Origin of the sequence: Mucilaginibacter myungsuensis (genome assembly GCF_015222005.1) — a bacterium.
Lineage (GTDB): Bacteria > Bacteroidota > Bacteroidia > Sphingobacteriales > Sphingobacteriaceae > Mucilaginibacter > Mucilaginibacter myungsuensis.
Genome location: NZ_JADFFL010000008.1, coordinates 1 through 23,474, shown reverse-complemented (window position 1 = coordinate 23,474; position 23,474 = coordinate 1). Strand labels below are relative to the sequence as shown.

The 23,474-nt window shown below is 46.7% G+C and carries 19 protein-coding genes and 1 rRNA gene; 11 read left to right on the top strand and 9 right to left on the bottom strand.

Annotated elements, in window-relative coordinates:
• Nucleotides 1–184: 184 nt before the first annotated feature.
• Both IRJ16_RS18060 and IRJ16_RS18055 read right to left on the bottom strand, forming a co-directional pair.
• Nucleotides 185–943 (bottom strand): glycosyltransferase family 2 protein, encoded by a 759-nt coding sequence (locus IRJ16_RS18060; protein ID WP_194113044.1) that lies wholly within the window; start codon nucleotides 941–943, stop codon nucleotides 185–187.
• Nucleotides 943–2,199 (bottom strand): glycosyltransferase family 4 protein, encoded by a 1,257-nt coding sequence (locus IRJ16_RS18055; protein ID WP_194113043.1) that lies wholly within the window; start codon nucleotides 2,197–2,199, stop codon nucleotides 943–945. Before IRJ16_RS18055 ends, IRJ16_RS18060 begins: the two co-directional genes overlap by 1 nt.
• 96 nt (nucleotides 2,200–2,295) lie before the next feature.
• Here IRJ16_RS18055 and IRJ16_RS18050 point away from each other — a divergent pair, with 96 nt between their 5' ends.
• From IRJ16_RS18050 to IRJ16_RS18030, 5 genes are all read left to right on the top strand, one after another.
• A complete protein-coding gene (locus tag IRJ16_RS18050) occupies nucleotides 2,296–2,820 on the top strand; it encodes a serine acetyltransferase (RefSeq protein ID WP_194113042.1) in 525 nt (174 codons plus the stop codon).
• A 9-nt stretch (nucleotides 2,821–2,829) separates the two neighbouring features.
• Nucleotides 2,830–3,576, top strand: a complete 747-nt coding sequence (locus IRJ16_RS18045) for a class I SAM-dependent methyltransferase (protein WP_194113041.1) — start codon at nucleotides 2,830–2,832, stop codon at nucleotides 3,574–3,576.
• 32 nt (nucleotides 3,577–3,608) lie between these two features.
• The gene (locus IRJ16_RS18040) at nucleotides 3,609–6,839 is read left to right on the top strand and encodes a S41 family peptidase (RefSeq protein ID WP_194113040.1); all 3,231 of its coding nucleotides are present in this window, start codon (nucleotides 3,609–3,611) and stop codon (nucleotides 6,837–6,839) included.
• Nucleotides 6,840–6,965: 126 nt separating this feature from the next.
• Nucleotides 6,966–7,190 carry a type II toxin-antitoxin system HicB family antitoxin gene (locus IRJ16_RS18035; RefSeq protein WP_194113039.1) on the top strand — a complete coding sequence of 75 codons (225 nt, stop codon included), beginning with the start codon at nucleotides 6,966–6,968 and terminating at the stop codon, nucleotides 7,188–7,190.
• Complete coding sequence (locus tag IRJ16_RS18030; RefSeq protein WP_228080313.1) at nucleotides 7,187–7,360, top strand: type II toxin-antitoxin system HicA family toxin; 174 nt, start codon at nucleotides 7,187–7,189, stop codon at nucleotides 7,358–7,360. Before IRJ16_RS18035 ends, IRJ16_RS18030 begins: the two co-directional genes overlap by 4 nt.
• 115 nt (nucleotides 7,361–7,475) lie before the next feature.
• On the opposite strand, the gene IRJ16_RS18025 is transcribed toward IRJ16_RS18030, so the two are convergent.
• The 3 genes from IRJ16_RS18025 to IRJ16_RS18015 form a co-directional block, all read right to left on the bottom strand.
• Complete coding sequence (locus IRJ16_RS18025) at nucleotides 7,476–9,980, bottom strand: YfhO family protein (RefSeq protein WP_194113038.1); 2,505 nt, start codon at nucleotides 9,978–9,980, stop codon at nucleotides 7,476–7,478.
• An 85-nt stretch (nucleotides 9,981–10,065) separates the two neighbouring features.
• Nucleotides 10,066–10,362 (bottom strand): hypothetical protein, encoded by a 297-nt coding sequence (locus IRJ16_RS18020; protein WP_194113037.1) that lies wholly within the window; start codon nucleotides 10,360–10,362, stop codon nucleotides 10,066–10,068.
• Between the two features lie 9 nt (nucleotides 10,363–10,371).
• Complete coding sequence (locus IRJ16_RS18015; RefSeq protein WP_194113036.1) at nucleotides 10,372–10,623, bottom strand: DUF4834 domain-containing protein; 252 nt, start codon at nucleotides 10,621–10,623, stop codon at nucleotides 10,372–10,374.
• A gap of 539 nt (nucleotides 10,624–11,162) precedes the next feature.
• Here IRJ16_RS18015 and IRJ16_RS18010 point away from each other — a divergent pair.
• A complete protein-coding gene (locus IRJ16_RS18010; protein ID WP_194113035.1) occupies nucleotides 11,163–12,248 on the top strand; it encodes an AAA family ATPase in 1,086 nt (361 codons plus the stop codon).
• Nucleotides 12,249–12,761: 513 nt separating this feature from the next.
• On the opposite strand, the gene IRJ16_RS18005 is transcribed toward IRJ16_RS18010, so the two are convergent.
• The 3 genes from IRJ16_RS18005 to IRJ16_RS17995 are packed head-to-tail and all read right to left on the bottom strand — an operon-like array spanning nucleotide 12,762 to nucleotide 15,314.
• The gene (locus IRJ16_RS18005) at nucleotides 12,762–14,012 is read right to left on the bottom strand and encodes a nucleotidyltransferase domain-containing protein (RefSeq protein ID WP_194113034.1); all 1,251 of its coding nucleotides are present in this window, start codon (nucleotides 14,010–14,012) and stop codon (nucleotides 12,762–12,764) included.
• A gap of 1 nt (nucleotide 14,013) precedes the next feature.
• Nucleotides 14,014–15,138, bottom strand: coding sequence for an HNH endonuclease (locus IRJ16_RS18000; protein ID WP_194113033.1), 1,125 nt, complete (start codon nucleotides 15,136–15,138; stop codon nucleotides 14,014–14,016).
• Nucleotides 15,139–15,140: 2 nt separating this feature from the next.
• Nucleotides 15,141–15,314: a hypothetical protein gene (locus tag IRJ16_RS17995; RefSeq protein WP_194113032.1), complete on the bottom strand. Its 174-nt coding sequence runs from the start codon at nucleotides 15,312–15,314 to the stop codon at nucleotides 15,141–15,143.
• Nucleotides 15,315–15,857: 543 nt separating this feature from the next.
• Between IRJ16_RS17995 and IRJ16_RS17990 the strand changes: the two genes are divergently transcribed.
• The 5 genes from IRJ16_RS17990 (at nucleotide 15,858) to IRJ16_RS17970 (ending at nucleotide 22,720) form a co-directional block, all read left to right on the top strand.
• A complete protein-coding gene (locus IRJ16_RS17990; protein WP_194113031.1) occupies nucleotides 15,858–17,108 on the top strand; it encodes an AAA family ATPase in 1,251 nt (416 codons plus the stop codon).
• Between the two features lie 1,224 nt (nucleotides 17,109–18,332).
• Nucleotides 18,333–18,665 (top strand): hypothetical protein, encoded by a 333-nt coding sequence (locus IRJ16_RS17985; protein ID WP_194113030.1) that lies wholly within the window; start codon nucleotides 18,333–18,335, stop codon nucleotides 18,663–18,665.
• Between the two features lie 208 nt (nucleotides 18,666–18,873).
• A complete protein-coding gene (locus IRJ16_RS17980; RefSeq protein ID WP_194113029.1) occupies nucleotides 18,874–19,878 on the top strand; it encodes an ABC transporter ATP-binding protein in 1,005 nt (334 codons plus the stop codon).
• The gene (locus tag IRJ16_RS17975) at nucleotides 19,871–21,238 is read left to right on the top strand and encodes an HlyD family secretion protein (protein WP_194113028.1); all 1,368 of its coding nucleotides are present in this window, start codon (nucleotides 19,871–19,873) and stop codon (nucleotides 21,236–21,238) included. The genes IRJ16_RS17980 and IRJ16_RS17975 overlap by 8 nt, the downstream gene beginning before the upstream one ends.
• Nucleotides 21,239–21,253: 15 nt before the next feature.
• Nucleotides 21,254–22,720, top strand: coding sequence for a TolC family protein (locus IRJ16_RS17970; protein WP_194113027.1), 1,467 nt, complete (start codon nucleotides 21,254–21,256; stop codon nucleotides 22,718–22,720).
• 651 nt (nucleotides 22,721–23,371) lie between these two features.
• Here IRJ16_RS17970 and rrf read toward each other — a convergent pair.
• A 5S ribosomal RNA gene (gene rrf / locus IRJ16_RS17965) occupies nucleotides 23,372–23,474 on the bottom strand; the annotation flags it as partial.

Below are 23,474 nucleotides of genomic sequence, written 5' to 3'. Positions count from 1 at the left end.
GAGTCTCGCTTCCCCGCTTGAGCGGGGTCAGGGGTGTGTCCTTCGGTTACAAAGTGGCGAAAGGACACACCCCTATCAAAGTTAGTGGGAGATGTTCATTCCGTGCATACCCGCTCAAGCGGGGAGACTTGGACCCGAACTCTGATCACTGGTCACTAACCTCTGATCACTGCCCAAAGGGCACTCAATCATTCATCGTCTTATGCAGCAACCTATGCCACACCATATTAAAAGCGATAACCCCATGGTTAAATAAGGTAGGCAGCAGGCCGTAATGCCTTTTCATGATATGGAAACGCTCCGTCAAACTTTGGCGGTGTTTCTTTTTGGACATGCCGCCTACCAGGTATTTGGCTACATAGCCCTCCACCTTAACTATTCTTTTTGCTTTTTTGGCGGCGCGAAGGATCCAGTCGATATCTGCACTGAGTTCGTATTGCCTGTCATAAGGTTCGGTAAGTGAGCGGCGGATGTAGATGGCCTGATGGCTGACGCTCATACCATATCTAAAGCTTTTAAACGTGAATTTATCCGGCGCTTTGTGGCGGCGGCGGCCAAGGCTTTGCAATTCATCATTGATCATTTCGGTCTCGCCGTAGTAAATATCGGAATCCGGGGCGGTGGCGAATACTTTGATGACCGTATGCTTATCATAAAACTCATCGCCACTGTTCATAAAGATCACATAGTCGCCGGTGGCGGCGGCAAGGCCTTTGTTCATGGCATCGTAAATACCCTGATCTTTCTCGCTGATCAGTTTGCTAACGCCGGAGCGATGTTTGGCTATTATATCCAGCGTACCATCATTAGAGAGGCCATCGACAATGATGTATTCTATATTAGTATAAGTCTGCCCCATAACGGATAGCATGGTCCGCTCAATATCGCGCACATTATTATAAACGATCGTTATTACAGATAACTTAGGATGAAACTCGGCCATTAGTTAAGCAAAGATCGGTAAACTTCCAGATATTTTTCGGCCACTACCTCATTGCTGAAATTTTGCAGCACCTTTTGCCGGGCATTGTTTGACAGATCGGCCGAAGGGTTATTCAGCACAAATTTTACGCCCTCGGCAAAGTCGGCCACCGATTTGAACTCTGCCAGGTAGCCGTTCTGCTGGTGATCTACCATGTCAGCCAAGCCTCCTGTATCAAAAGCCACCACGGGTGTACCGCAAGCCAGGGCTTCCATTACGGTATTGGGCAGGTTATCTTCTATGGCCGGGGTAACGTAAACATCGGACAGGCTATATAGTTCGGCAATATCAGTTTCCGAGTCGATCAAGCCGACCTCGTGTACTTTAAATGGCAGCAGTTCCATATCAAAAGCCTTGTTCTTACCAAAGATCACGATCTCGATATTTTCGTTATAGAGCGGCTTCAACAATTCCAGTGCTTCTACCAAATAAATGATGCCTTTACGCCTATCCATAATATTGGCCGCGCCAAACAGGATGATCTTTTTATCAGCAGGTATTTTCCATTTAGCACGGTTTACCGCAACATCCTTTGGGCTGAACAGATCAGTATCTATCGGGTTAGGGATAGCTTCGATACGGTAGCCTTTCAATAAAGAACTTTTTCGGGCTTCATTAGCCAACCAATTACTACAGGTAACAAAAGTGATCAGTGACGGATCGCTGAATAAGTGCATCTTCCGTCTCCACCCTTTGTAGGACAGATCTTTCGCGTACGAGTATTTCAGCATCCAGCAATGGCCGCAGCTGTGTTTAAAATGGTCGCACTCGCCGGCGTAATGGCAGCCGCCGGTAAAAGCCCACATATCGTGCAGCGTCCAAACCACGGGTTTGCCCATGCGGGTAAGCGCGGTCAGGTTGCGGGTAGATTGAAAGCCTTGATTGGTCCAGTGCAGGTGCAGGATGTCGGCATCCTGAATATCCTCCACGTCAGTAATGTCCGTACCAACCTTAGCCGTCGAGAACGCAAAGTTCACCGACTTATCGGCCGACAGCAACAGCATAAAAGGTACACGCTCGCGGTAAAAATGGTATTTGGCGATCAGCCTTGTCCAAAAGCTATTGGCAACGGGTGTCACCTTAGGGTGTTCGGTCTTTTTTTGCTGAACGGTCATCCGTGCATCCTGCCCCTTTAGTAATAAGGCTTTTAGCAAACGCATGCAGGCAGCGGGAGCGCCCCCACCGGCATCTGTAGTATTGATGAGCGTTATTTTCATACCGAGGGCGCTATTTACCGCAATTATACTGATTATAAAAATGAAAATTTTACTTTTGGTGTCGGCTTGCACAGCGGGCGGCATCAGCAATTAAACATGGGTATCATCAGCTATCTTTTTCAGGACCGCGCAGCTAACCGGGGCAACTTTAAAGGGCAATTGGTGATGTTCCTATTCCGCCTGGTGCAATATATCAACCGGTACACGGTGCTCAAGATCGTTTGTTTCCCTTACCTGATGTGGTACCGTTTTTTTGTGGAATGGCGCTTAGGTATTGAGTTACCCCGCAAACTGACCATTGGCAAAGGTTTGGCTTTGTATCATGGTCAGGCACTGGTAGTGAACCTGCGGGTAGTAATGGGCGACAATTGCGTGCTGCGTAACGGTGTCACCATCGGCCACAAAAAATTGGCAGATGGCACCATGAGCGGCTCGCCCAAGATCGGGAACAATGTAGATATCGGCGCTAACGCGAGCATCATTGGTGATATCACCATTGGCGATAACGTAACAATAGGCGCGGGAGCGGTGGTGGTAAAAGATGTGCCATCAAATTGTGTGGTGGTGGGTAACCCGGCGCGAATTTTAGGAGCAGCAGTTGGCAGTGGCAGTTTGCAGTAAATATTTTAAATGGAGCAAAATCTAACAGACCGTAATTTTTGGAAGGCTTTTTGGGAATCTAAGAAAGATCTGATCTTTCCGATAAAGCAGGATTACTATTTCGGCAGCATTATGGCTAAGCTGATCGCTGATAAGGGCGTGAAGAATGCTGTAGAGCTGGGTGGTTTCCCGGGCTATTACGCTACCTACCTAAAAAAATACCAAAAGCTGGATACTACCCTATTCGATTATTACATCGACGTGGCTATCATCAACCAACTGCTTGTGGCCAATGGTTTAAAGGCCGGCGATATCCATGTGATCGAATCAGACCTGTTCAGCTACGAGCCGGAGAAACTATTCGACATGGTACTATCTTTCGGTTTGATCGAGCACTTTAGCGATACCAAAGATATCTTAAAACATCACCTGCGTTTTTTGAAACCCGGTGGTGTCCTGTTTGTCACCCTGCCTAACTTTAAGGGTGTGAACGGTTGGATCCAACGCAAATTTGACCGCGCCAATTACGACAAGCACTATATCCAAAGCATGGATCTGCAATTGTTGGCCAATACCTGTAAAGAGTTAGGCCTTACCGAGGTGGAGTCTTTTTACCATGGTAAATTCTCTGTTTGGTTAGAAAACCGCGCCGAGCAAGGCGGACTGGTAAAAGGCATCGTGAAGACCATTTGGTTGGCCGGTAAGATCATCACCAAAATACTTCCTATCGAGACAAAAGTGTTTTCGCCCTACATCGTTTTAAAGGCAATTAAGTAACTTACAGCCCATTATCACTTTCATTTCAGTACATGAAAAAACTATACCCTTTTTTATGCGCCCTTGTTATGCCCTTTGCATTGCAGGCGCAAAGCACCAACGCTTATTTTACTTCGACCCCGGCACTAACGCCCGACGGTAAGACCGTTATCTTCAGCTACGAAGGTGACCTGTGGAAAGCCGACCTGAACAGCCCGGTGGCAGCGCGCCTTACGGCCATGCAGGGCGACGAGGTTAACCCACGTGTATCACCGGATGGCCAGTGGATCGCCTTCTCATCTAACCAGTATGGTAATAACGATGTGTACGTGATGCCTATCGGCGGCGGCGACATCAAACAATTGACCTATCATGATGGCAGTGACGAGGTGGACTCCTGGAGCTGGGATTCAAAGTCGATCTATTTTACCTCAAGTCGTTATAATTCATTCTCTGAATATAAAGTGGGTAAGGACGGCGGTACCCCTGTACGTTTGTTCGGCAATTACTTTAATACCATCCATGGTGTGGTAGAGCACCCTAAAACCGGTGAGCTGTTTTTTAACGATACCTGGGAGAGCTACCGCTTTGCACAACGTAAGCGGTACAAGGGTTCGTACAACCCGGATATCATGTCGTACAACCCTAAAACCAAAGCTTACAAACAATATACCGATTGGAACGGCAAGGACTTTTACACCACCATTGATAGGAACGGCAACGTTTACTTCGCGTCTGACGAGGCTAACCAGGAATATAACCTGTACACCTTTATCAACGGTAAAAAAACACAGTTGACCAAATTCCCTTCTTCTATCCGTCGCCCTAATGTGAGTGCAGATGGCTCGAAGGTGGTGTTTGAGAAAGACTACCAATTGTGGGTTTACGATGTAGCCTCTAAAAAAGCCGATAAGGTAAACCTGGTGATCTTCCGTAACAACGTATTGCCTAAGGAGCAGGAATTCGACATCGCAGGCAGGATAGAATCCGCGGATGTTTCTGTCGACGGTAAAAAGATGGCTGTGGTATCGCGCGGCGAGTTATTTGTAAGCGATGCCGACGGCAAGTTTATGCAGCAGATCCAGCGCGGCAATACCGAGCGTGCTACTGAAGTAAAATGGCTGCCCGATAACCGTACGCTGATCTATGCGCAAACTTTGGGTGGCTATACCAACTGGTACACCATTGCCGCCGATGGTACCGGCACACCAAAGCAACTGACCAAAGATAAAGGCAGCAACCGCTTGTTAGCTGTTAACAGCAAACACACCATGGGCGTTTACTTAAGTGGCCGTAATGAGGTACGCACGATAGACCTGAAAACTTTGGCCAGCAAAACCATTGCGCATGATGAGTTGTGGGGTTTCCAAAATTCGGCGCCGGGCTTTTCGCCTAATGACGAGTATGTGATCTTTACATCGCACCGTAATTTTGAGCAGGACATTTTTATATGCAAGCTGAGCACCGGTAAGATCACCAATATCACTAAAACAGGCATCAGCGAGACCGAGCCTGTTTGGTCGCCGGATGGTAAGTATATTTACTTTGCATCGTCGCGCACACAGCCCGATTATCCTTACGGTGGCCGCGATCCCCATATCTATCGTATCCCACTGCAAAAGTATGACCCGGATTACAAGCTGACCAAGTTTAACGACCTGTTCACCGAACCTAAAAAGGACGAGCCAAAGAAAGACGAACCGGCCAAACCTGCCGATGATAAAAAGTCAAAAGAGAAAGATAAGAGCAAGGATAAGGACAAAGCCGCGGCCAAGCCTGACGAAAAGAAACCGTCGACACTGCCTGCGCCTAAACCACCGTCTGATATTGTGATCGATTCAGCAGATATCCTGCGCCGTATCGAGCAGATCAGTCCGTCGTTCGGTACACAGCGTTCTATCGCGGTCATCCAAAAGGGTGATAAAACCTTTGTTTACTTCTGCTCTAACCAAGCTGAAGGTCGCCCGCAGCTTTACCGCACTACTATCGAGCCATTCGAGAACAATAAGACCGAGCCTGTGGCAGGCGCGGCGTTCTTTGGTTATGATCTGATCCAAAGCGGCGATAAGTATTACCTGGCTGCGAACGGCGGGGTTTACAAACTAAACCTTGACCAGAATCGCGTGGACCCGGTTACTTTAGGCTACAAATTTAACCGCAACCTGTCGGGCGAGTTCAACCAAATGTTTGATGAGGCCTGGGCCGGTTTGGACGAGAATTATTACGACAGCAATTTCCACGGCGCTAACTGGGCTAAGGTGCACGACCAATACCAGGCATTCCTGCCGTATGTGAACAGTCGCGGCGACCTGCGTGTGTTGTTGAACGATATGCTGGGCGAATTGAACTCATCGCACCAGGGCTTCAATTCATTTGGTCAGGAAGAGCGTGTTTACCTGCGTTACCGCACCATGGAGACAGGTGTTATTTATGACAATGATGACCCTTACAAAGTGGCATCTGTGCTAAAAGAAAGCGTAGCCGACCGCAAGGGCATCGACATTGTGACCGGCGACAGATTAGTGGCTGTTAACGGCGTTACCGTTGACCCTAAACAAGACCGTAACTTCTACTTCACCAAGCCATCTATCGACCCCGAAATGACGCTGACCTTTGAGCGTGCGGGCAAAAAAGTGAACGTGAAGATACATCCGCAAGGCAACCTTAAAGATGGCTTATATAACGAGTGGATAGAGCGCAACAAAAATGAGGTGACCGAGAAAAGCAAGAACCGCATTGCCTACGTGCATATGAAAGATATGTCGGGCGGATCTTTAGAGCAATTTAAGCTGGACATGGTGAACGACGCGTATAACAAAGATGCCCTGATCCTTGACCTGCGTTACAACACCGGTGGTAACGTGCACGATGGTGTGCTGCAATTCCTGTCGCAGCGCCCTTACCTGCAATGGCAATACCGCGATGGTAAAAAAACATCGCAGCCAAACTTTGGTCCGGCTGCCAAACCGATCATCCTGCTAATTAACGAGCAGACCCTGAGCGATGGCGAGATGACCACCGCGGGTTTCAAAGCCTTAAAACTTGGCAAGGTTATCGGTACCGAAACTTACCGCTGGATCATCTTCACCAGTGCTAAAGGTTTGGTTGATGGTTCAAGCTACCGTGTACCGGCCTGGGGCTGTTTCACCTTAGATGGCCAGGACCTGGAGATGAGCGGCGTTGCGCCTGACATTACCGTAAAGACATCTTTTGTAGACCGATTGAATGACAATGATCCGCAACTGCAAAAAGCCATCAGCGAGATCATGTCTCAATTGAAGTAGTCGGAGAGGTCCGGAAGTCGGAAAGGCCGAAGTCCGGAAGCAAAATTTTGAGCCTCGGTGCGTTTGTGCATCGGGGCTTTTTGTATTACAATTGTCAAGTGTCTTAAAAAACGCTAACTTTAACATATGTCATTAACATACAGAATTCTGTTAAAACCCGAGCCAGAAGGCGGTTACACAGTGAATGTGCCGGCACTGCCGGGATGTATAACTTATGGCGAAACTTTAGAGGAAGCCAAGGTTAACGCTAAGGAAGCTATCGAACTTTATATCGAAAGTTTGAAAGAACATGGTGAAGATATACCTACCGACGCGGATGTATTAGAGTACAACCTCCTGTTAACTGCATGAGCAAGCGGTATAGCTCATCCGATATCATAAAGATATTGGAGAAGAATGGATACGTTTTAGATAGGGTAAAAGGTAGCCACCATATTTATATCCATCCCGACAGCAGCAAACGTGCCGTCGTCCCTCATCCAAAAAAGACCTCCCCATCGGTACAGCCAAAAGTATCTTGAGGCAAGCAGGTATCGAAGGAGAATAGTAACACTATCCCACAACAAAAAAGGCGTCCCGACAATCGGAACGCCTTTCGTATTTCTGACTTAAGACTTTCGACTCAAGACTTAGAACTTAAACCTTAGCTACTTTCTCTTTACGTTTAATACCAGTATAAGCAGCACCGCCCAAGGCTAATACCAACAGGATAGAACCTGCCAATGATACCTTCTCTCCTGCGTAGTACGATGTCGGGTGGAAATCGAACTGGATGGTATGGTTACCTACCGGGATCTTGGCGGCACGCAGCAGGTAGTTAACGCGGAAGTAAGGGGCTTCTTTACCGTCTATCTTCATCGTCCAGCCTTTATCGTAAAATATCTCAGAGAATACGGCAACCTGCTCGGTTGTCGAACCTGACTTATAAACCAGATGATCCGGATTATAACTTTCCAGCGCGATGGTCGCGTTAGGGTCGCCGCCGAAATTATTATCGCCGATCAATGGTTTGTATTGCTTATCTACCATCGCTTCGATACGGGGCGTGAACGAGCTGATCGCCTCCATTTCCTGATCTGCGTTATCTACATACAGCACCTTGTTAACGAACCAGGCGTGGCCGCAAGCAGTGTTATTGGCACGCATATTGGCGGTACCATTCTTTTCGTCGGGAGAAATGATGTATTTGGCATTCAGCATATCCAGCACATTCTGGTTGCCTTGCAACAATTGATTATCCATCAACTCTTCGTAACGTTTTAAACGCGCTGCCGAGTAACCACCGATCGACTTATGGAAGAACGGACTCAGCATATCGCTCTTGATAGGCTGGGTAGCATCAAACACACGGAAGTTAGGGTCGGTATCACGTGCGATGAAATTATCTACCTCACGTGGTTTAAATACCTCATCGGCGGTTAGCTTATCCTGGAAACTACCTTCATTCAGGTAGCGCTTATCTATCTGCCACAGGTCTATCAGCACCAAAGCCAACAGCACTACCGAAAATACTGTTAGGTTGATACGCGCCTCGATGAAGGCCCAGATCATACCGAAGGTGATCGCGATAAATATCAGCGCGCGGATAGCGTCGGCACGGGCCAGGGCGGCACGATCGCTAACTAAAGCGCTAGCTAAACCGCTTGCCATTTCGGCACTTTGCTGAGCAAAGGTTGGCACTTGTTTAAATATTTCAGATAGCGTGCCGGTAAGTTGCTGGAAAGAATCCCCACGGAAATTCAGGAACAACTCCGGATACACGATCAATATCAGCGCTATACCACCAGTGATATATCCGGCCAGTTTAAGTTGTTTAAATACGTACTTTTTATCAGGGTTCTCGATAGCCTCCTGCACGGCCAGCAAGGCCAGTATCGGTACCAGCAAACAAGCGATAGCCAAAATAGAATCGACCGTGCGGAACTTATTGTACAGCGGGAAATAGTGGAAGAACAGATCTGACAAGAACGGCAAATTTTTACCGAAGGACAAGAACATGATCAGCACTACCGTACCGGCTATCCACCATTTCATACGGCTGCGTACGATGATCAAACCGAACACGAATAAGAAACAGACTACCGCGCCCAAGTAAACCGGCCCCGATGTACCGGGCTTATTACCCCAATAAGTTTGCAAACCATATTGCCCTAACTGCTGCACAAAGCCAACCGACTGCTCCTCCGGAACGCCCCTATCCAACAGATATTTATTCACCTTAGATGCAGGGATATCCAAAGCCTGCAAACCCGACGGGCCACCGTAAGCGTTAGGTACCAGGAAAGTGAAGCACTCAGCTACACCCTGGCTGTAATCATAAGCATAATTTTTATCAAGACCGTCTGTAGGTTCTTTAGTATTCTTGGTCAGGTTAGACTTGCCACGGTAGCTCTCTTTACCATACTCGTAGGTGCTCCATAACGACGACGCGTTGACCAGCAAAGCCAGCAGCAACGACGCTGAAAGGTAAGCCATCGCTTTACCGAAAGCCGCCAGGGTTTTACCCTTAAAGGCATGGTAAAGCTCGATGCAGATAAAGATGATCAGCGCGATCATCAGATAATAGGTCATTTGGATGTGGTTCACGCGGATCTCCATCGCCAAAAAGAAAGCCGTTAGCGATGCCCCTAACAGGTACTTACCACGCAGCGTGAGAATGATGCCGGCCAGTATCGGCGCAAAAAAGGCGATAGCCAGCACCTGGTTGGCGTGCCCGGCCTGCAGCAGGATGATATGGTAGGACGAGAACGCGAAAGCGATAGCCCCCGCCGCCGCCAACCAGGGCTTCAGCCGAAGCACGTTGAACAGCAGGTACGACCCCAGCATCATCAGCAACGCCGCGTTAACAGGGTTAGGGAACGAATTGGAAACGCCTTTAACTATCCAGGTAGTAATGTTGTTAGGATATGGCGCCCAGATCTGGAAAGCAGGCATACCGCCGAATATCTGGTTGGTCCACAGGATGGTGGTGCCTTTTTCTTTATAGTCGTTGATCTCTTTTTGGGTCGACTGTGCACCGATCACGTCGCTTTGACCCAGGGATTTACCATTGAAGGCCGGGGTGAAATAAAAAATGCAGATCCCGATAAAGATCGCGATGATACCCAGGTGGATACCATTTTGCTTGAACCAGTTATTCATTTGCTAAAATAGGGTACTAATTATAATTCCCCCAAAAATAGAAAATTAAGGCATAACAGGAATTAATAATTGCAGCGAGCTGAACTTAGCAGTTACCTGCCTTCAGCCTGAAGAGGAAGAACATCAGCACCAAGCCCGCGATACTGCCAATGTAAGCGTAGATCCTAACCTTGTCATACTCCTCGCGGTTGCGGCGCAGGTTAAAGTAGTTATACACCGCCAATCCGCCAACGATCACCCAAAAGAACCAGTTCACCTTTTGGCACATGGCAAATACTTCTATCCCCACGGCCATCACTACGTAGTTGACCACGATCAGGATCACCGACTCGGGGGTGCCAAAATGCTTGCGTTTGTAAACGTCTTCGGGTAAAGGTATCATGGGGTGGGTTTATTTAATTTCTTCGTAATCTACAAAATCACCTTCACTATCCGGTACCGAACTCTTTTTTACCGGCGGGGCATGATCGATCTTGATCGAACCCTCGCGCGGGCGCTTAGGCTCGCGGTACTGCTGCTGACCGGCCTGCTCGGCAGCTCTATTCACCACGCTTTGGAACAGCATAGGCAACAGCATACGCACCAACACGCGGAATAGATACAAAACAAGGATAGATATAAAGAGGAATTTAAGTAGTCCCATGGTAATTTAGATCTGTGCTTACAAATATAAAGCAATAACGTACAAATTTAAGTTTTGTGATACAGCAATTTAAAGTACGCTTAACAAGCAATCACCATTCACCCGCTCGTGTTCACGCGTGAACATGGGGCACCCGACAAATGTAACAACCTCATTATCAATACTAATTTTCAACGCCGTGAACATGAGCATTTCCCCGTCGCTGAACACGCCGCCACAACCCACTGCCTATCAAATATTTACAGAACACAAACAAAGCCAATGTCGGGATACACCCGTGAACATACTTTTGCGACTTTTCTCAGGTCCAAAGTCTCAAGTTCAAAGTCCTAAGTCGCCTTACCAAAAGACTTAACACTTCCGACTTGATACTTGATACTCAATACTTGATACCCTTAAAAAATTACTAAAAAAATTTGCATTCCTCAAAAATTCTTGCTACATTTGTTATACAACAATAAGCCGATCTTTTGCCCGCTCCCGTCGGGACGAAATTCTTTAACACTGCCTGCTGATCATGGGCAAACAAACTTATTTTCATGATGGAATACCTGAACCAGCACCAACGGCCAGAGGTGATCGAACGCATCCGTGGCTCGTACAAAGCACCTAAGACCGCCGAAGAAAAAGCGCAACGCGCCGCTACCGAAGCCCATTGGCAACCACCGGCCGACGCATTGCTAGATATTAAGAGCGCCAACCAATGGATAGACTACGAAAGCCAGAAACCGCCTGCCCGCCGCCTATTTGGCGACTTTTGGCTGGAGGGCGAACTCTGCATCCTGTTTGCCGATACCAACATCGGCAAGTCGGTTTTGGCCGTGCAGCTGGGCGATAGCATTAGCCGGCAAAAGCACATCAACGGTTTCGAGCTGGAACGCCCGCCCTCGCCCGTATTGTATGTCGACTTTGAGCTGAGCGCCAAGCAGTTCCAGCAGCGCTATACCGATAACCGGGGCAGCTACAAATTTCACGAGAATTTTTACCGTGCCGAGGTGAACCTGGAAGCCCCCGTTATGCCCGGCTTTGCCGACCAGGCCGAGTTTATGGCCTACAAACTGCACCGCGGCATTAAATACACCGGCGCCGAGGTGCTTATTATCGATAACATAACCTGCATGGGGCCGGGCGCCGAAAGCGCGGGCAAGGCGCTGAACATGATGAAACAGCTAAAAATGCTTAAGACCCGCCACGGCCTCAGCATATTGGTGCTGGCCCATACCCCCAAACGCAAGGCCGGCCTGCCCATTACCCGCAACGATCTGGGCGGCAGCAAACTGCTGATGAACTTTGCCGACAGCGCCATGGCCATGGCCGAAAGCTGCACCCAACCCGGCCACCGCTACCTTAAACAGGTAAAGCAACGTTCGGCTGCCGAAACTTATGGGGCCAACAAGGTGTGCCTGTTCAATCTGGAACGCGACGGCCCCTTCCTGCAATTCACCACGGTAGACACCCTGCCCGAACACACCCAACTCATTAACCCCGAAATAAAAGAGCGCAACCGACTGCTGCAAGCCGTGATCAGCTACCAGTCGCAAGGTTTTACCCAACGCCAAATGGCCGATGCGTTGAATATCAGCCTCGGGATGGTGAATAAGTTGGTGAAGGAGGCGGGGGAGTGAAGTGGTGAGGCAGGAGGACGAAAGGCCGATTGTCAAATGCAGAACGACGGTGAGGTACTTATTCAATTTACTCGTCATCTATATTAATATTTCTGGTAGCTTCAGTCAAATGTACCGGCGATTCAGGGCCTTCCCAAATATTTCCGTTAATCAAATATATCTCATAAAATATGATCCATTCTACCAGCCACGGTATAGTTAATTCCGCCATTCTACTATTCTGTGTCCATTTCAAATCTGGTGGAAAACTTAAGCATAAACTCTTGTCTTTGTACATATGAATATGTTTTGATGGCTTAACATTAGGAAACAATACCGTAGTCTTAGGCTCGTAGCCCAAAACATATTCAATTAATACTTTGTAACGATGTGTACAATCGGGTGGCTGTAACCACCCGACACATTTCAGTACATTGCGTCCAATATGGCATTTTAGAAAAGAAAATTTACTTTCAACCAAACGTTGCTGATAAGTCAAAAACGCATATTTATGATTTCTTCGTTTAGGTATCATTACTCATTAAAATGGAAACGATGTTCTTGATTTTTTACACCAATACTTTGGTTATTAATTTGCGCATTCTTATCCGTGTGTGCGACACCAGAGGCGATAATAGCAGCCGTATTACGTAAACGATCAAGTTGACCGACTGACGATGGCACATTATTAGGTTCAAACGCACGCTTAACTGTATTGGAGCCAAATGATAATTTTAATGATTCCGGTGTTCGATCAAATGATTTGGTAATTTCTTCGCCGTTAACTAAGGCTAAAAATTTGCCGTGCCATTCGTGAAATTTTGCCGCAAGGCGTGGATCAGTCTGCCATTTATCAGCAAAGTTTTCGGTTGGATTTACAGGATTAGCAATCCACCTAACATTATCACGACTTTCAATATGATCAACCATTTGCTCAACTATTGCGATAACAATATCGTAAAACAACCCGCCTTGATGACGTTTTATGACATCCATATATGCTCTTGCTGCCAACGTTGTTATAATGATAGATATCGGCTTAAGGTCGTGATCGCCATATAACTGATCGCGATGACGTTTCATTAATTGGATAGCTCTCTGTAACGGTGTTCTGACTTTATATTCTGGAATTTTATCCAAACTCAACTTCAATTCAGCCGAGAGCTGATTTCTGATATGATCAGCTTGGACTTTCATGACATCCAAAAACCATAAAGCGTAACCTTCCGGATTACTACCAGGCCAATCAACCGTATGGTGATGATAATTGTAACGTTGATTATCGGTTATTTTGATTGCATGTTTAGCATATTTGTCTGGAACACCCAATTTCAAAAGCCATTCATAACTATCAGGAACAGCTGGTACCACATCCAAATGAAAGCGAGTTTGTTCACTATAGCCTAAACGCCAACAACGATGCTTCTCTTTAAGCATGCGCTCGTAAGTTGCATTACTTTTGAAGCGGTCTGCAATCAGTTGCTTAATTCGGTACTGGCTTGCCGGTAAATTAATATACAGCCAACAAGTGGTATCCACATCAAATTCACATTCCTCATGTTCGGGCCGTACAACAACCCCGATTCTGAACGAACCTTGGGGAACCAAATGTGGATTGTAAATAGCCAAATTACCATTTGGGTCTCCTAAAAAAGTTGCTACTGCTTCATATCTTGCGATAGCGTCTTGATACTGACGGTCGGTTAAGTCAATTGATTGGGCTAATCTTTCTAAAACGTTCCCGGCTCGTTGCCGTTCGGCGTATGTTAAAAACTGTGTTGTCATTTTAATTAAAATTTAGAGTTGAAATAAATCGGTTATGGACACGGCTCTGATCATAGATAAGTAAAGGCATATCAGCCTTAGGCATCCAAACGCGTCCAAATTCAACTGCAGCTGAAACTGGTAAAGCAGGCATTACATGCAATTTGATATTTTGCCCGTGTCGAATTTTGATTTCATTGAATGCGAGTCGGATAATTTTTCTAAAAGCTTGAAGTGTAAGAGCATTTTTCAAAAAATCATTGTGGGGGTCATTAATCGTAACCTCCCATATATTGCATTCTTCATCAATAACCTCCGTTACTCTATTATCCGTAATATTAGCGCTAAGAGATAATTTTAATACGGGTACGCCGTCAAATGAACTGGGACGACGAATAAAAAAATCAAGAACGGGTGAGTCATCCTGCCACAACCATGTAGATGGTTCACGATGACGCTGAAAAACATCTACTTCGTAGATGTCAGAAAACAACGTACCGATCCGCATTAAAAGCGGTATTGGGGCTAAAGCAAACAGCGAAAAATGTTGTACTTTATCACTCCCCTTAAGTGGTGCAATTATCTTTTGAAAAGCGGATTTAATTTGCTCGTCCTGGATCAACCAATAGGCTTGTTGATCATCTTCGGATACACTGTTCTTTAAACCTAATTCTAAGGCCGCTAATTGTGAGGGATAACGCCGGGGTATAATCGCGTTAGCGGCTTCTCGATAGTTTAGAGGTATCTGATGCTGACCTATATTTGCACCAAATAACACTATGTGGCTCTGCTGATCTGGAGTGATGTCTGTTAACATACTAATTCGCGCTTCATGATCAGCCTTCATTTTCTGTAAACGCGGAGCAGGATGCCCATCGATTTCATGCTTATCGATTAATCTATGATGACTATCGCACAATAGCATAAGGTTAGATAAATCGCACTTTAATTTAAACGACAAAGCCTCATCGTATCGTGGCCCACCTTTGCTATCGGCGTAAATGTGAGCGATATAGGAGCTGTTAAATTCCCCTTTCGTTAACGTATCAAAAAACAAAGCTTGGTTACAACCCTCATATTGACAGCGTCCCGCCGCCTTTCCCCATAGTATTTGCCGAACATTGGCAGGTATATAACTTACAGACATGGTTACTTCTCCTTACGAACGCCTTTAAAAGGATCGCCATCTTTTTTTACGTCCATGAATCTGCCCGTTTCTGTATCCCGCTTTACCCATTGCTGTGTATTGGGATTAAATGTTTGACTGCGGTCTCGTACCGCGCCATTGCGATGTCCATCGCCTGATTTTCCGTTTGTTGCCATTGTTTATTTAATTAATGGTCAAGTAATAGTCTGTTGCCTTGGAAAAAGGCAACAGACAGCGCCCACTTCTCGTGTTTGGCGCAGCATTCCGGTAATCAGAAGGGAATATGAACGGTGTAACAAAATTATTTCCGGAGAGGAAATAATTTAAACGAAACTTTTTTTTAGCTTCGCCCAACAAAATTTACAAGACGTCATACAAGTGTATCCCCGGTGATGAACCGGTCTGATTTACTTCGAGACACTTAAGCTTGTTTGGATGGCAGTCCAAACAGGCTTTTTTATTTAAAGAACACATCAATTACGTTATATAATTAACAATAACTGCATCCTAACATCCTCGTTAGAAAACAGTTAAAACTACGAGATCTTCTCCAAAAAACTCATTTTTTTACTCCTTTATTTATTAACATAAGATTGTTAGCAACATATTCGTTATATTTTACAAATTTTAATGTTTTTAAGTAAAATAAGGTACATTAGTACTGACCATCAATAGATAAAATGTTAATAAAGTTCACTGTAAAAAACTTTTTATCCTTCATGGAAACGGCAACTTTAGACTTAGCTGCCGGTGCTATTCGTGAATTTCCCAAAAATGTGATTCATAGCCAACTTGGCACCCAAGACATTAAAGTGCTGAAAAACATAAGTTTATTTGGGGCTAATAACTCTGGAAAATCAAATTTTTTCAAAGCCTTCATGGTGATGAGGTATTGGGTGCTCAATTCAACAAATGATAATATATCAGCACTCAAAATCCCAGTGCAGCCCTTTTCATTAAACAAACTGACTGAAAATGAACCAACTACGCTTGAAGTTTATTTCGTGATTAATCAAGTCGGTTTCAGATACGGCTTTGTTGCTGATAAGGAACGCATACACCAAGAATGGTTATTTACGACGAGTAAACGTAAAGAGGAAAATGTGTTTATTCGAAATGGATCAGATTATCAAATTGACAAACGTTTTCAGGCAGATTTAAAGCAAAAGCTAAAGGTTCTGATAGAGTTTACAAAGCCCAAAGCTCTATTCCTTTCCGTATTAGGTAAATTTAATATACAGTTTGGACAAAAAATTATCGATTGGTTTTATTGCAACAAACTATATACTGACAATAGCATTGACCGTAATATTGACCTGACAGCCGCACTGATAAAAGACGAAAAATATCGCGCCACAATATACGATATCATTAAAAAGTCTGACTTGGGTTTTTCAACGATAAAAGAAGAACTCGATGAACGACTTGCACGCTTTAAAGACAAAGAAGCTGCTTTTTACGCAATACACGATGAAGAGTTGAAGGAATATAAACTTAAAACAAGACACCAGCGATTTGACGAGCATTTTCAACCTGTAGATCATCTTTATTTCGAACTATTAGAACAAGAGTCCGCTGGAGCCCAAAAATTCGTTTCCTTACTCGGCCCGATTGTAAAGTCGCTTGTCGACGGTGAAATCATTTGGATTGACGAACTTGATTCCCGCCTGCACACACACCTGGTCAATCTAATCGTACATTTATTCAACGCCTCACCATTAAACCGAAATCATTGTCAAGCAATTTTAACTACACATAACATACAAGTTTTTAAAAAACTGCGTCGCGATCAGATGGTCCTGCTTAACAAAGACCTATTCGGGGCGTCCAGCATGTCCAGCGTACATGGTCGGGAAAAGCCTATTCGCTCCGACGCTATCATCGACAAAGAATATCTGAATGATCAATTAGGCGGGGTGCCTCGGATTAACAAGCAACTATTACTTGACTTTGATCCTGACGAACTATAGTTCGAAGGCTTTCGAAACCATCGGTAAAAGCCGTGTGTTTTATTACCCTGCTCCGGCACGAGGGTATCCACCTGAGGCAGCAGCTGGAGTTATTGGTACTGCCTTTTTATGTGTTATATATCGTCAACTATCTGTATAACCTGTTCCGCTACGGCAACCACCGGCAAGCCTACCGCCAGATCATCTTCGAGCGCGAAGCCTACCGGCACGAGTCGGACGGGCAGTATCTGCACCGGCGTCAGTTTTGGGCCTGGGTGAGGAGTGAGTCAGGGTCAAGAGTCAAGAGTCAAGAGTCAAGAGTCAAGAGTCAAGAGTCAAGAGTCAAGAGTCAAGAGTCAAGAGTCAAGAGTCAAGAGTCAAGAGTCAAGAGTCAAGAGTCAAGAAGTTAGCGCCGATCGGTGTGGCCTGCCTATGAGATCGCCGCGTCGCTCCATCGCTCAAAGCCTACCCTCCGCTCCTCGCCATGACAGATCCTTAATAATGCTTTAAAGTCGCGCTTCCCCTCTTGAGAGCGGTCAGGGGTGTGTTCAGTTTGCAAGGTCTGCGATAACACACCCCTATCAAGGTTTGTGCTATATGCTTGCTCAGTGCGTCCCCTCTTGAGAGGGGAAACTTGGGCTTTACCAGACTTTTGGCACTGACAAGTTGCAAAGAATACCTTCCCCGACAGCGCTCCGGCTTCAGACGAGGCGGTCAATGCATTTGGCATGTGCGGAACGGGCAATTGGCCGCATGCAGGGGAAAGGCCTGTGCGGAGAAGCATTAGCGCTGTCTTGAATTTTTGTTTCTTTTGTTTCAAGACAAAAGAAATAGCCCCCGCGGCAATGAGCGGACTGGCGTTAATAACCAGCAGTGCACCTACATAGCTGCTCTGCGTATCGTTGATCGCCACGTTGCTGATAGAATTTCCTCGCGATGACGAAAAGTTTAAGTCTCGCTTCCCCGCTTGAGCGGGGTCAGGGGTGTGTCCTTGGTTTGCAAGGTCCGCGAGAGGACACACCCCTATCAAAGTTTGTGCTGAATGTTCGTTCAGTGCATCCCCGCTCAAGCGGGGAGATTTAGGTCAGTGCTTCTTCCAATTTATTAATTCATTAATTTCATAAATTCCGGTTCAGACGACTCCATGGTCTCTAATCACATTCTAATAAACTCCTTACCCGATCATGACGAACTATAAAACCAATTTAAACGTTTGTCTGTTATCTTTACGATCTGATAGTTTAAATGAAAGTGTCGAAGAAAAATTGGTTGAATAGCGTGCTGGCGATCATATTGCTTTGCACAATGACGCTCAAAATGGGCGTTGCTTTCGCGAGCCATTTTACCAAGTGCACCGAAAATTTCTCTATCGAAAAAAATGCCGAAGAAGGCAAAGACACTAAAGAAGAGTCGTTTAACAAAGGCGATAAAAAACTACTGTTCGCCGGGCATAACTTTGCCGATCATGTGCAGTATTCGCCTGTCCGCCATGCCAAACCGGTATGCCGTTACAGGCTGCAAGATGTGGTGGCCCCGCCCCAAACTATCCACACCCCGCCTCCCAACCACATCGGCTAAATAAAGCCGCCGGATAGCACTTTGGGTGCAGCACAACAGATCTTCATAAAATAATATATCAACCTCGCTATCGACAATATAGTGGCAAGGTTATTTGTGCGATCCCTACCGTTCCGTCCTGCAGGCCTTGTCCATCTCTACCACTTTACACCGTGCAATAAACAAATAGCAGCCGGTGTTCGTACTTAAATACCCTGACGAAATAAACATGAAAAAGAACCATGCTGCCGGTGCGCAAACGCCCTGGGAAAGATTGGTAGGCATGCTGCACTACGAGCGGGCCACCATCAACTACATTTACTTATACGCTATCATGATCGGCCTTATCGGCCTTACGTTGCCGCTGGGTACCACAGCGGTATTTAACCTGCTCAGCAACGGGGCTATGTATAGCTCTACCTACATCCTTATTGCCGTGATATTGATCGGCATTGTGATCGGCGGTGTGCTGCTCATTGCCCAACTAACGCTGGTAGAGGTGATCGAGCAAAAGATATTTGCCCGGGCGGCCATGGAATTCGCTTTCCGATTGCCGCGCATCAAACGGTCGGCGTTAGAGGGCGAGAACCCGCCCGAATTGGTCAACCGTTTTTTTGATATCCTCACCATCCAAAAAGGATTGACCAAGCTACTGGTAGATATTGTAGCAGCCGTGGTGCTGATATTTTTCAGCGCCATTATCCTGTCGTTCTATCATCCGGTGTTTATGGCCTTCGGCATTTTGGTGCTGATGGTGATGATCTTTGTGCTGGCGCTATACTTCCGCCGCGGGGTGGAGACCAGCTACGAGGAATCGAACTATAAATACGAAGTAGTGGCCTATCTGGAAGATGTGGCCGCCGACCTTGACGCTTACCGCGGCAATGATGCCAAACGTAAAGAGGTGGTAGACCGTACCGACGAGATCACCGCCAATTACCTGCAAGCCCGTAACGATCACTTTAGTTTATTAAGGCGTTTCTTTGCCAGCGCGGTGGCCCTGCGTACCGTGTTGATGGGTGCCCTGTTGCTGCTGGGATCTTATTTTGTGGTAGAACGCCAGATGACCTTTGGCCAATTTGTGGCCGCCGAGGTGATCATTGTACAGATCAGCTACGCGATAGAAAAACTGATGACCAACCTGAATACCGTTTTTGACATGGTGACCGGCGCCGAAAAACTGGCCGTTGTTACCGACCTGGAGTTAGAGGAAGGAGGAGCTAACCATGGCTAAGAAAAACAAAGATCTGGCGAGGATCCAAAACTGGGAAGAATTGTCGTTAAAGTCGAACCAAAAAATAATTGACGCCAAAGGCTCCGAAAAATTAGGTCGGATCATGATGGTGCTCGGGATATTATTCATCATCTTATTGTTGATGCCGTGGCGGCAGACCATCCCCGGCAGGGGTTCGGTAACGGCACTACGCCCGCAAGACAGGCCGCAGACCGTACAGAACCAGATCGGCGGCCGTATAGAGCGTTGGGCCGTGCGCGAAGGTCAGGAAGTGAAGAAAGGCGATACCATTCTGGTAATATCAGAGACCAGCCAATCCTACTTCGACCCGGAATTACCAACGCGTTTAAACGAGCAGTTAGAAGCTAAACGAGCGAGCGAACTTGCCGCAGTGCAAAAAATTGACGCTACCAACAACCAAATGGGCGCCATGAGCAACGGCCTCACCCTGCAATTAAAGGCCGCCGAAAATAAGGTGAAGCAAGCACGCAACTATGTAAAAATGGACAGCGCCGACCTGCAAGCGGCCCAAAATTTTTACGAGACCACCAAAGCTCGATTAGCGCGTTACGAGGAAGGTTACAAAAATGGCCTCTTCTCGTTAACCGACATCGAGACCCGCCGGTTAAAACTACAGGAAGATAATGCCAAGGTGATCAGCGCGAATAACAAGCTGGATAACTCTACGCAGAACTGGCTTAACGCGGTAATAGATCTGGATAACATCCGGGCTAAATATCAGGAGTCGATCGCTAAGGCACAGTCAGATCTGGGTTCGGCCTTGTCCAGCAAAGCCAGCGCCCAGGGGGATGTAGCCAAGTTGCGTAACGATATCGCCAATATCAGCGTCCGCCGTGGCTTGTACGTGGTCCGTGCCCCGCAGGATGGTTATGTAGTGAAGACCTTAAAAGCCGGTATCGGCGAAAACATCAAAGAAGGTGAATCGGTAGCCACCCTGCAACCGCTCAACCCAATGGTGGCGGTAGATCTGTATGTCAGCGCGATGGATGTCCCGCTTATCCTTGACACCAGCGATGTGCGTTTACAATTTGAAGGCTGGCCGTCGGTACAATTCTCGGGCTGGCCGTCGGTAGCTGTAGGTACTTTCGCCGGCAAGATAAGCGCGATAGACAGGGTAAGCAGCGCAAGTGGTAAATACCGTATCTTGATAAGGCCGGCAAATCCTGTACCTACTAATGATGATCCATGGCCTACACAATTGCGCCAAGGTTCAGGCGTTTACGGGCGTATCATATTGCGTTCAGTGCCCCTTTGGTACGAGATATGGCGACAGCTGAACGGCTTCCCGCCAAGTTTGGATAAAGAACCGACCGACGAAAGCGCGGCCAAAAAGAAGTAAGGGAGGAATGTGCAGATGAAATTGAATAAAAAATGGTTCGCGCCACTGCTGCTGTCCGTCTCGATGCTACTAACATCAACGGCAAGCATAGCGCAAATCCGACAAGCGGCCGCCTCCACCGACACAGGCAAAGTATTCGCCCTGAGCGACCTGCAGGAGCTGGTCTTCCGCTATCATCCCGTAATGAAACAAGCGGGGCTGCTTAGCGAGAGCGCCCGCGCCGTAGTGCTGCAATCCTTGGGTTATTTCGACCCGGCATTAAAGGCAGGCTTTGGCCAAAAAGTTTTCGGCAATACCGATTATTATAACAACTGGAACAGCGAACTGAAGGTCCCCCTATGGCTGGCCGGTGCCGACCTTAAAGTTGGCTACGACCGCAGCGTCGGCACTTACACCAACCCCGAGACCCGCACACCGATGCCGGGTTTGGCTGGCGTTGGTCTGAGTATTCCTTTGGGGCAAGGCTTAATTATTGATGCGCGGAGGAATACCCTGCGTCAATCAAAAATAATGGTACAATATGCCGAGGCCGAGCAGGTAAAACAGATCAACGCTACCTGGTACGATATTGCTAAGGATTATTGGGCTTGGTATTATGCCTACAAACAATATCAACTGGTTAACGAGGGTGTACAATTGGCTCAACGCCGTTTTGACGCCTTGGCCCGGCAGACCGTCCTTGGTGATAAGCCGTCGATAGATTCGGTAGAGGCTTATATCACTGTTCAGGAGCGCATCATCCAAAAGACCAAGTCGGCCATTGAGTTGCAGAATGCCAGTTTAGTACTATCAAACCATCTATGGAGCGAGCAAGGTAACCCGATGGAGTTACCCGCGAATGCTCGTCCGCAGGATATACCCGGGGCAATCGCCAAACCCAACCAGATCATGCTGGACAGTTTGATGGGTAACGCCACCAACATACATCCCGAGTTGCTGAAATTGCGCAGCAAGGGCAGTCAGCTGGCTATCGAGCGCAGCTATCGCCAGGAGGTATTAAAACCCAAGCTGAATATCAGCGGAACATTGATATCGACCCGTACCAGTTTCGACGGCTACGTACCAAGCTATTACGATTTCAATCGCAACAATTACAAATTTGGGTTTGATTTTGCATTTCCGTTGTTCCTACGTTCGGAGCGTGGTAAACTTCGTGAAGTGAAACTGAAGCAACTGGATAACGATTACGACCTTCAACAGACCGGACGCGAGATCAATACCAATATCCGTTCGGCTTATAACGATCTTTCGGCCTATGCAGACCAGCTGACCGTGCAGGTACAAAGCATCAACAATCAGCAGACCTTACTAAGAGGCGAGAGCCAAAAATTTGAATTGGGCGAAAGCACCCTGTTCCTGATCAACAGTCGCGAAACCAAACTGATCGACATGAAGATCAAACGCGAAAGCATGGTAGCCGGCTACCAAAAAACCCTCGCCGAGCTTTACTACAAAGCCGGCACCCGACAGAACGCCTTTTAATTTCTCTATTGAAATATTGTTTAGTTTAGCAAGCCGCACTCGCCAAGTGCGGCTTTGCTATTTTTACGACCATACAAAACTCCCCACCACAGCCGCGCTATTTAAAAGCGAAATCACAAAAGTCCATAACAGGTAAGTTCTTGAATTGAAACCGCTCTTGATCAGTCGATACAAGGCCCATCCACAGATCACAAATTGGGTAAGAATCAAAGGGATCGTAATAATTTCCTGCACAACTCCGATCAACACGAAGTTTAGTTTAAAAACGTAGGTGTTTAACGCGAGGAATATCAAATACAGTGCGGTTAGCCAGGTGATATGGAAAAGCGCTTTTCCCTTTTCTATAGAGGTGTTGTGGTTTGCGACTATTTCCATATCTATCATTTAATTTAAATTGTAGTTGGTCATTTAAACTAAGATACGAAAGAGTATATGAAAACGAGCATTCCCTGCCAGTGGCGGTGGTTCGGCCCCGCTATCTGTCCAAGTTTTGCCCGTACGCCCGGATCCTTCGCTTCGCAAAAGCTTTCCCGCCTATCGGGTTTAGGGTGAGGGGCTGTGGGGAGGTGCTGTTATCGAAAAGCATAGGCACAAAAAAAGCCCCTCTACTTTCGTAAAGGGGCTTTGGTTTAACGTCCTATAGACGATAAGGTTTGGCACCGACCTACTCTCCCACATTTTACTGCAGTACCATCGGCTCTGGCGGGCTTAACTTCTCTGTTCGGAATGGGAAGAGGTGGACACCGCCGATATA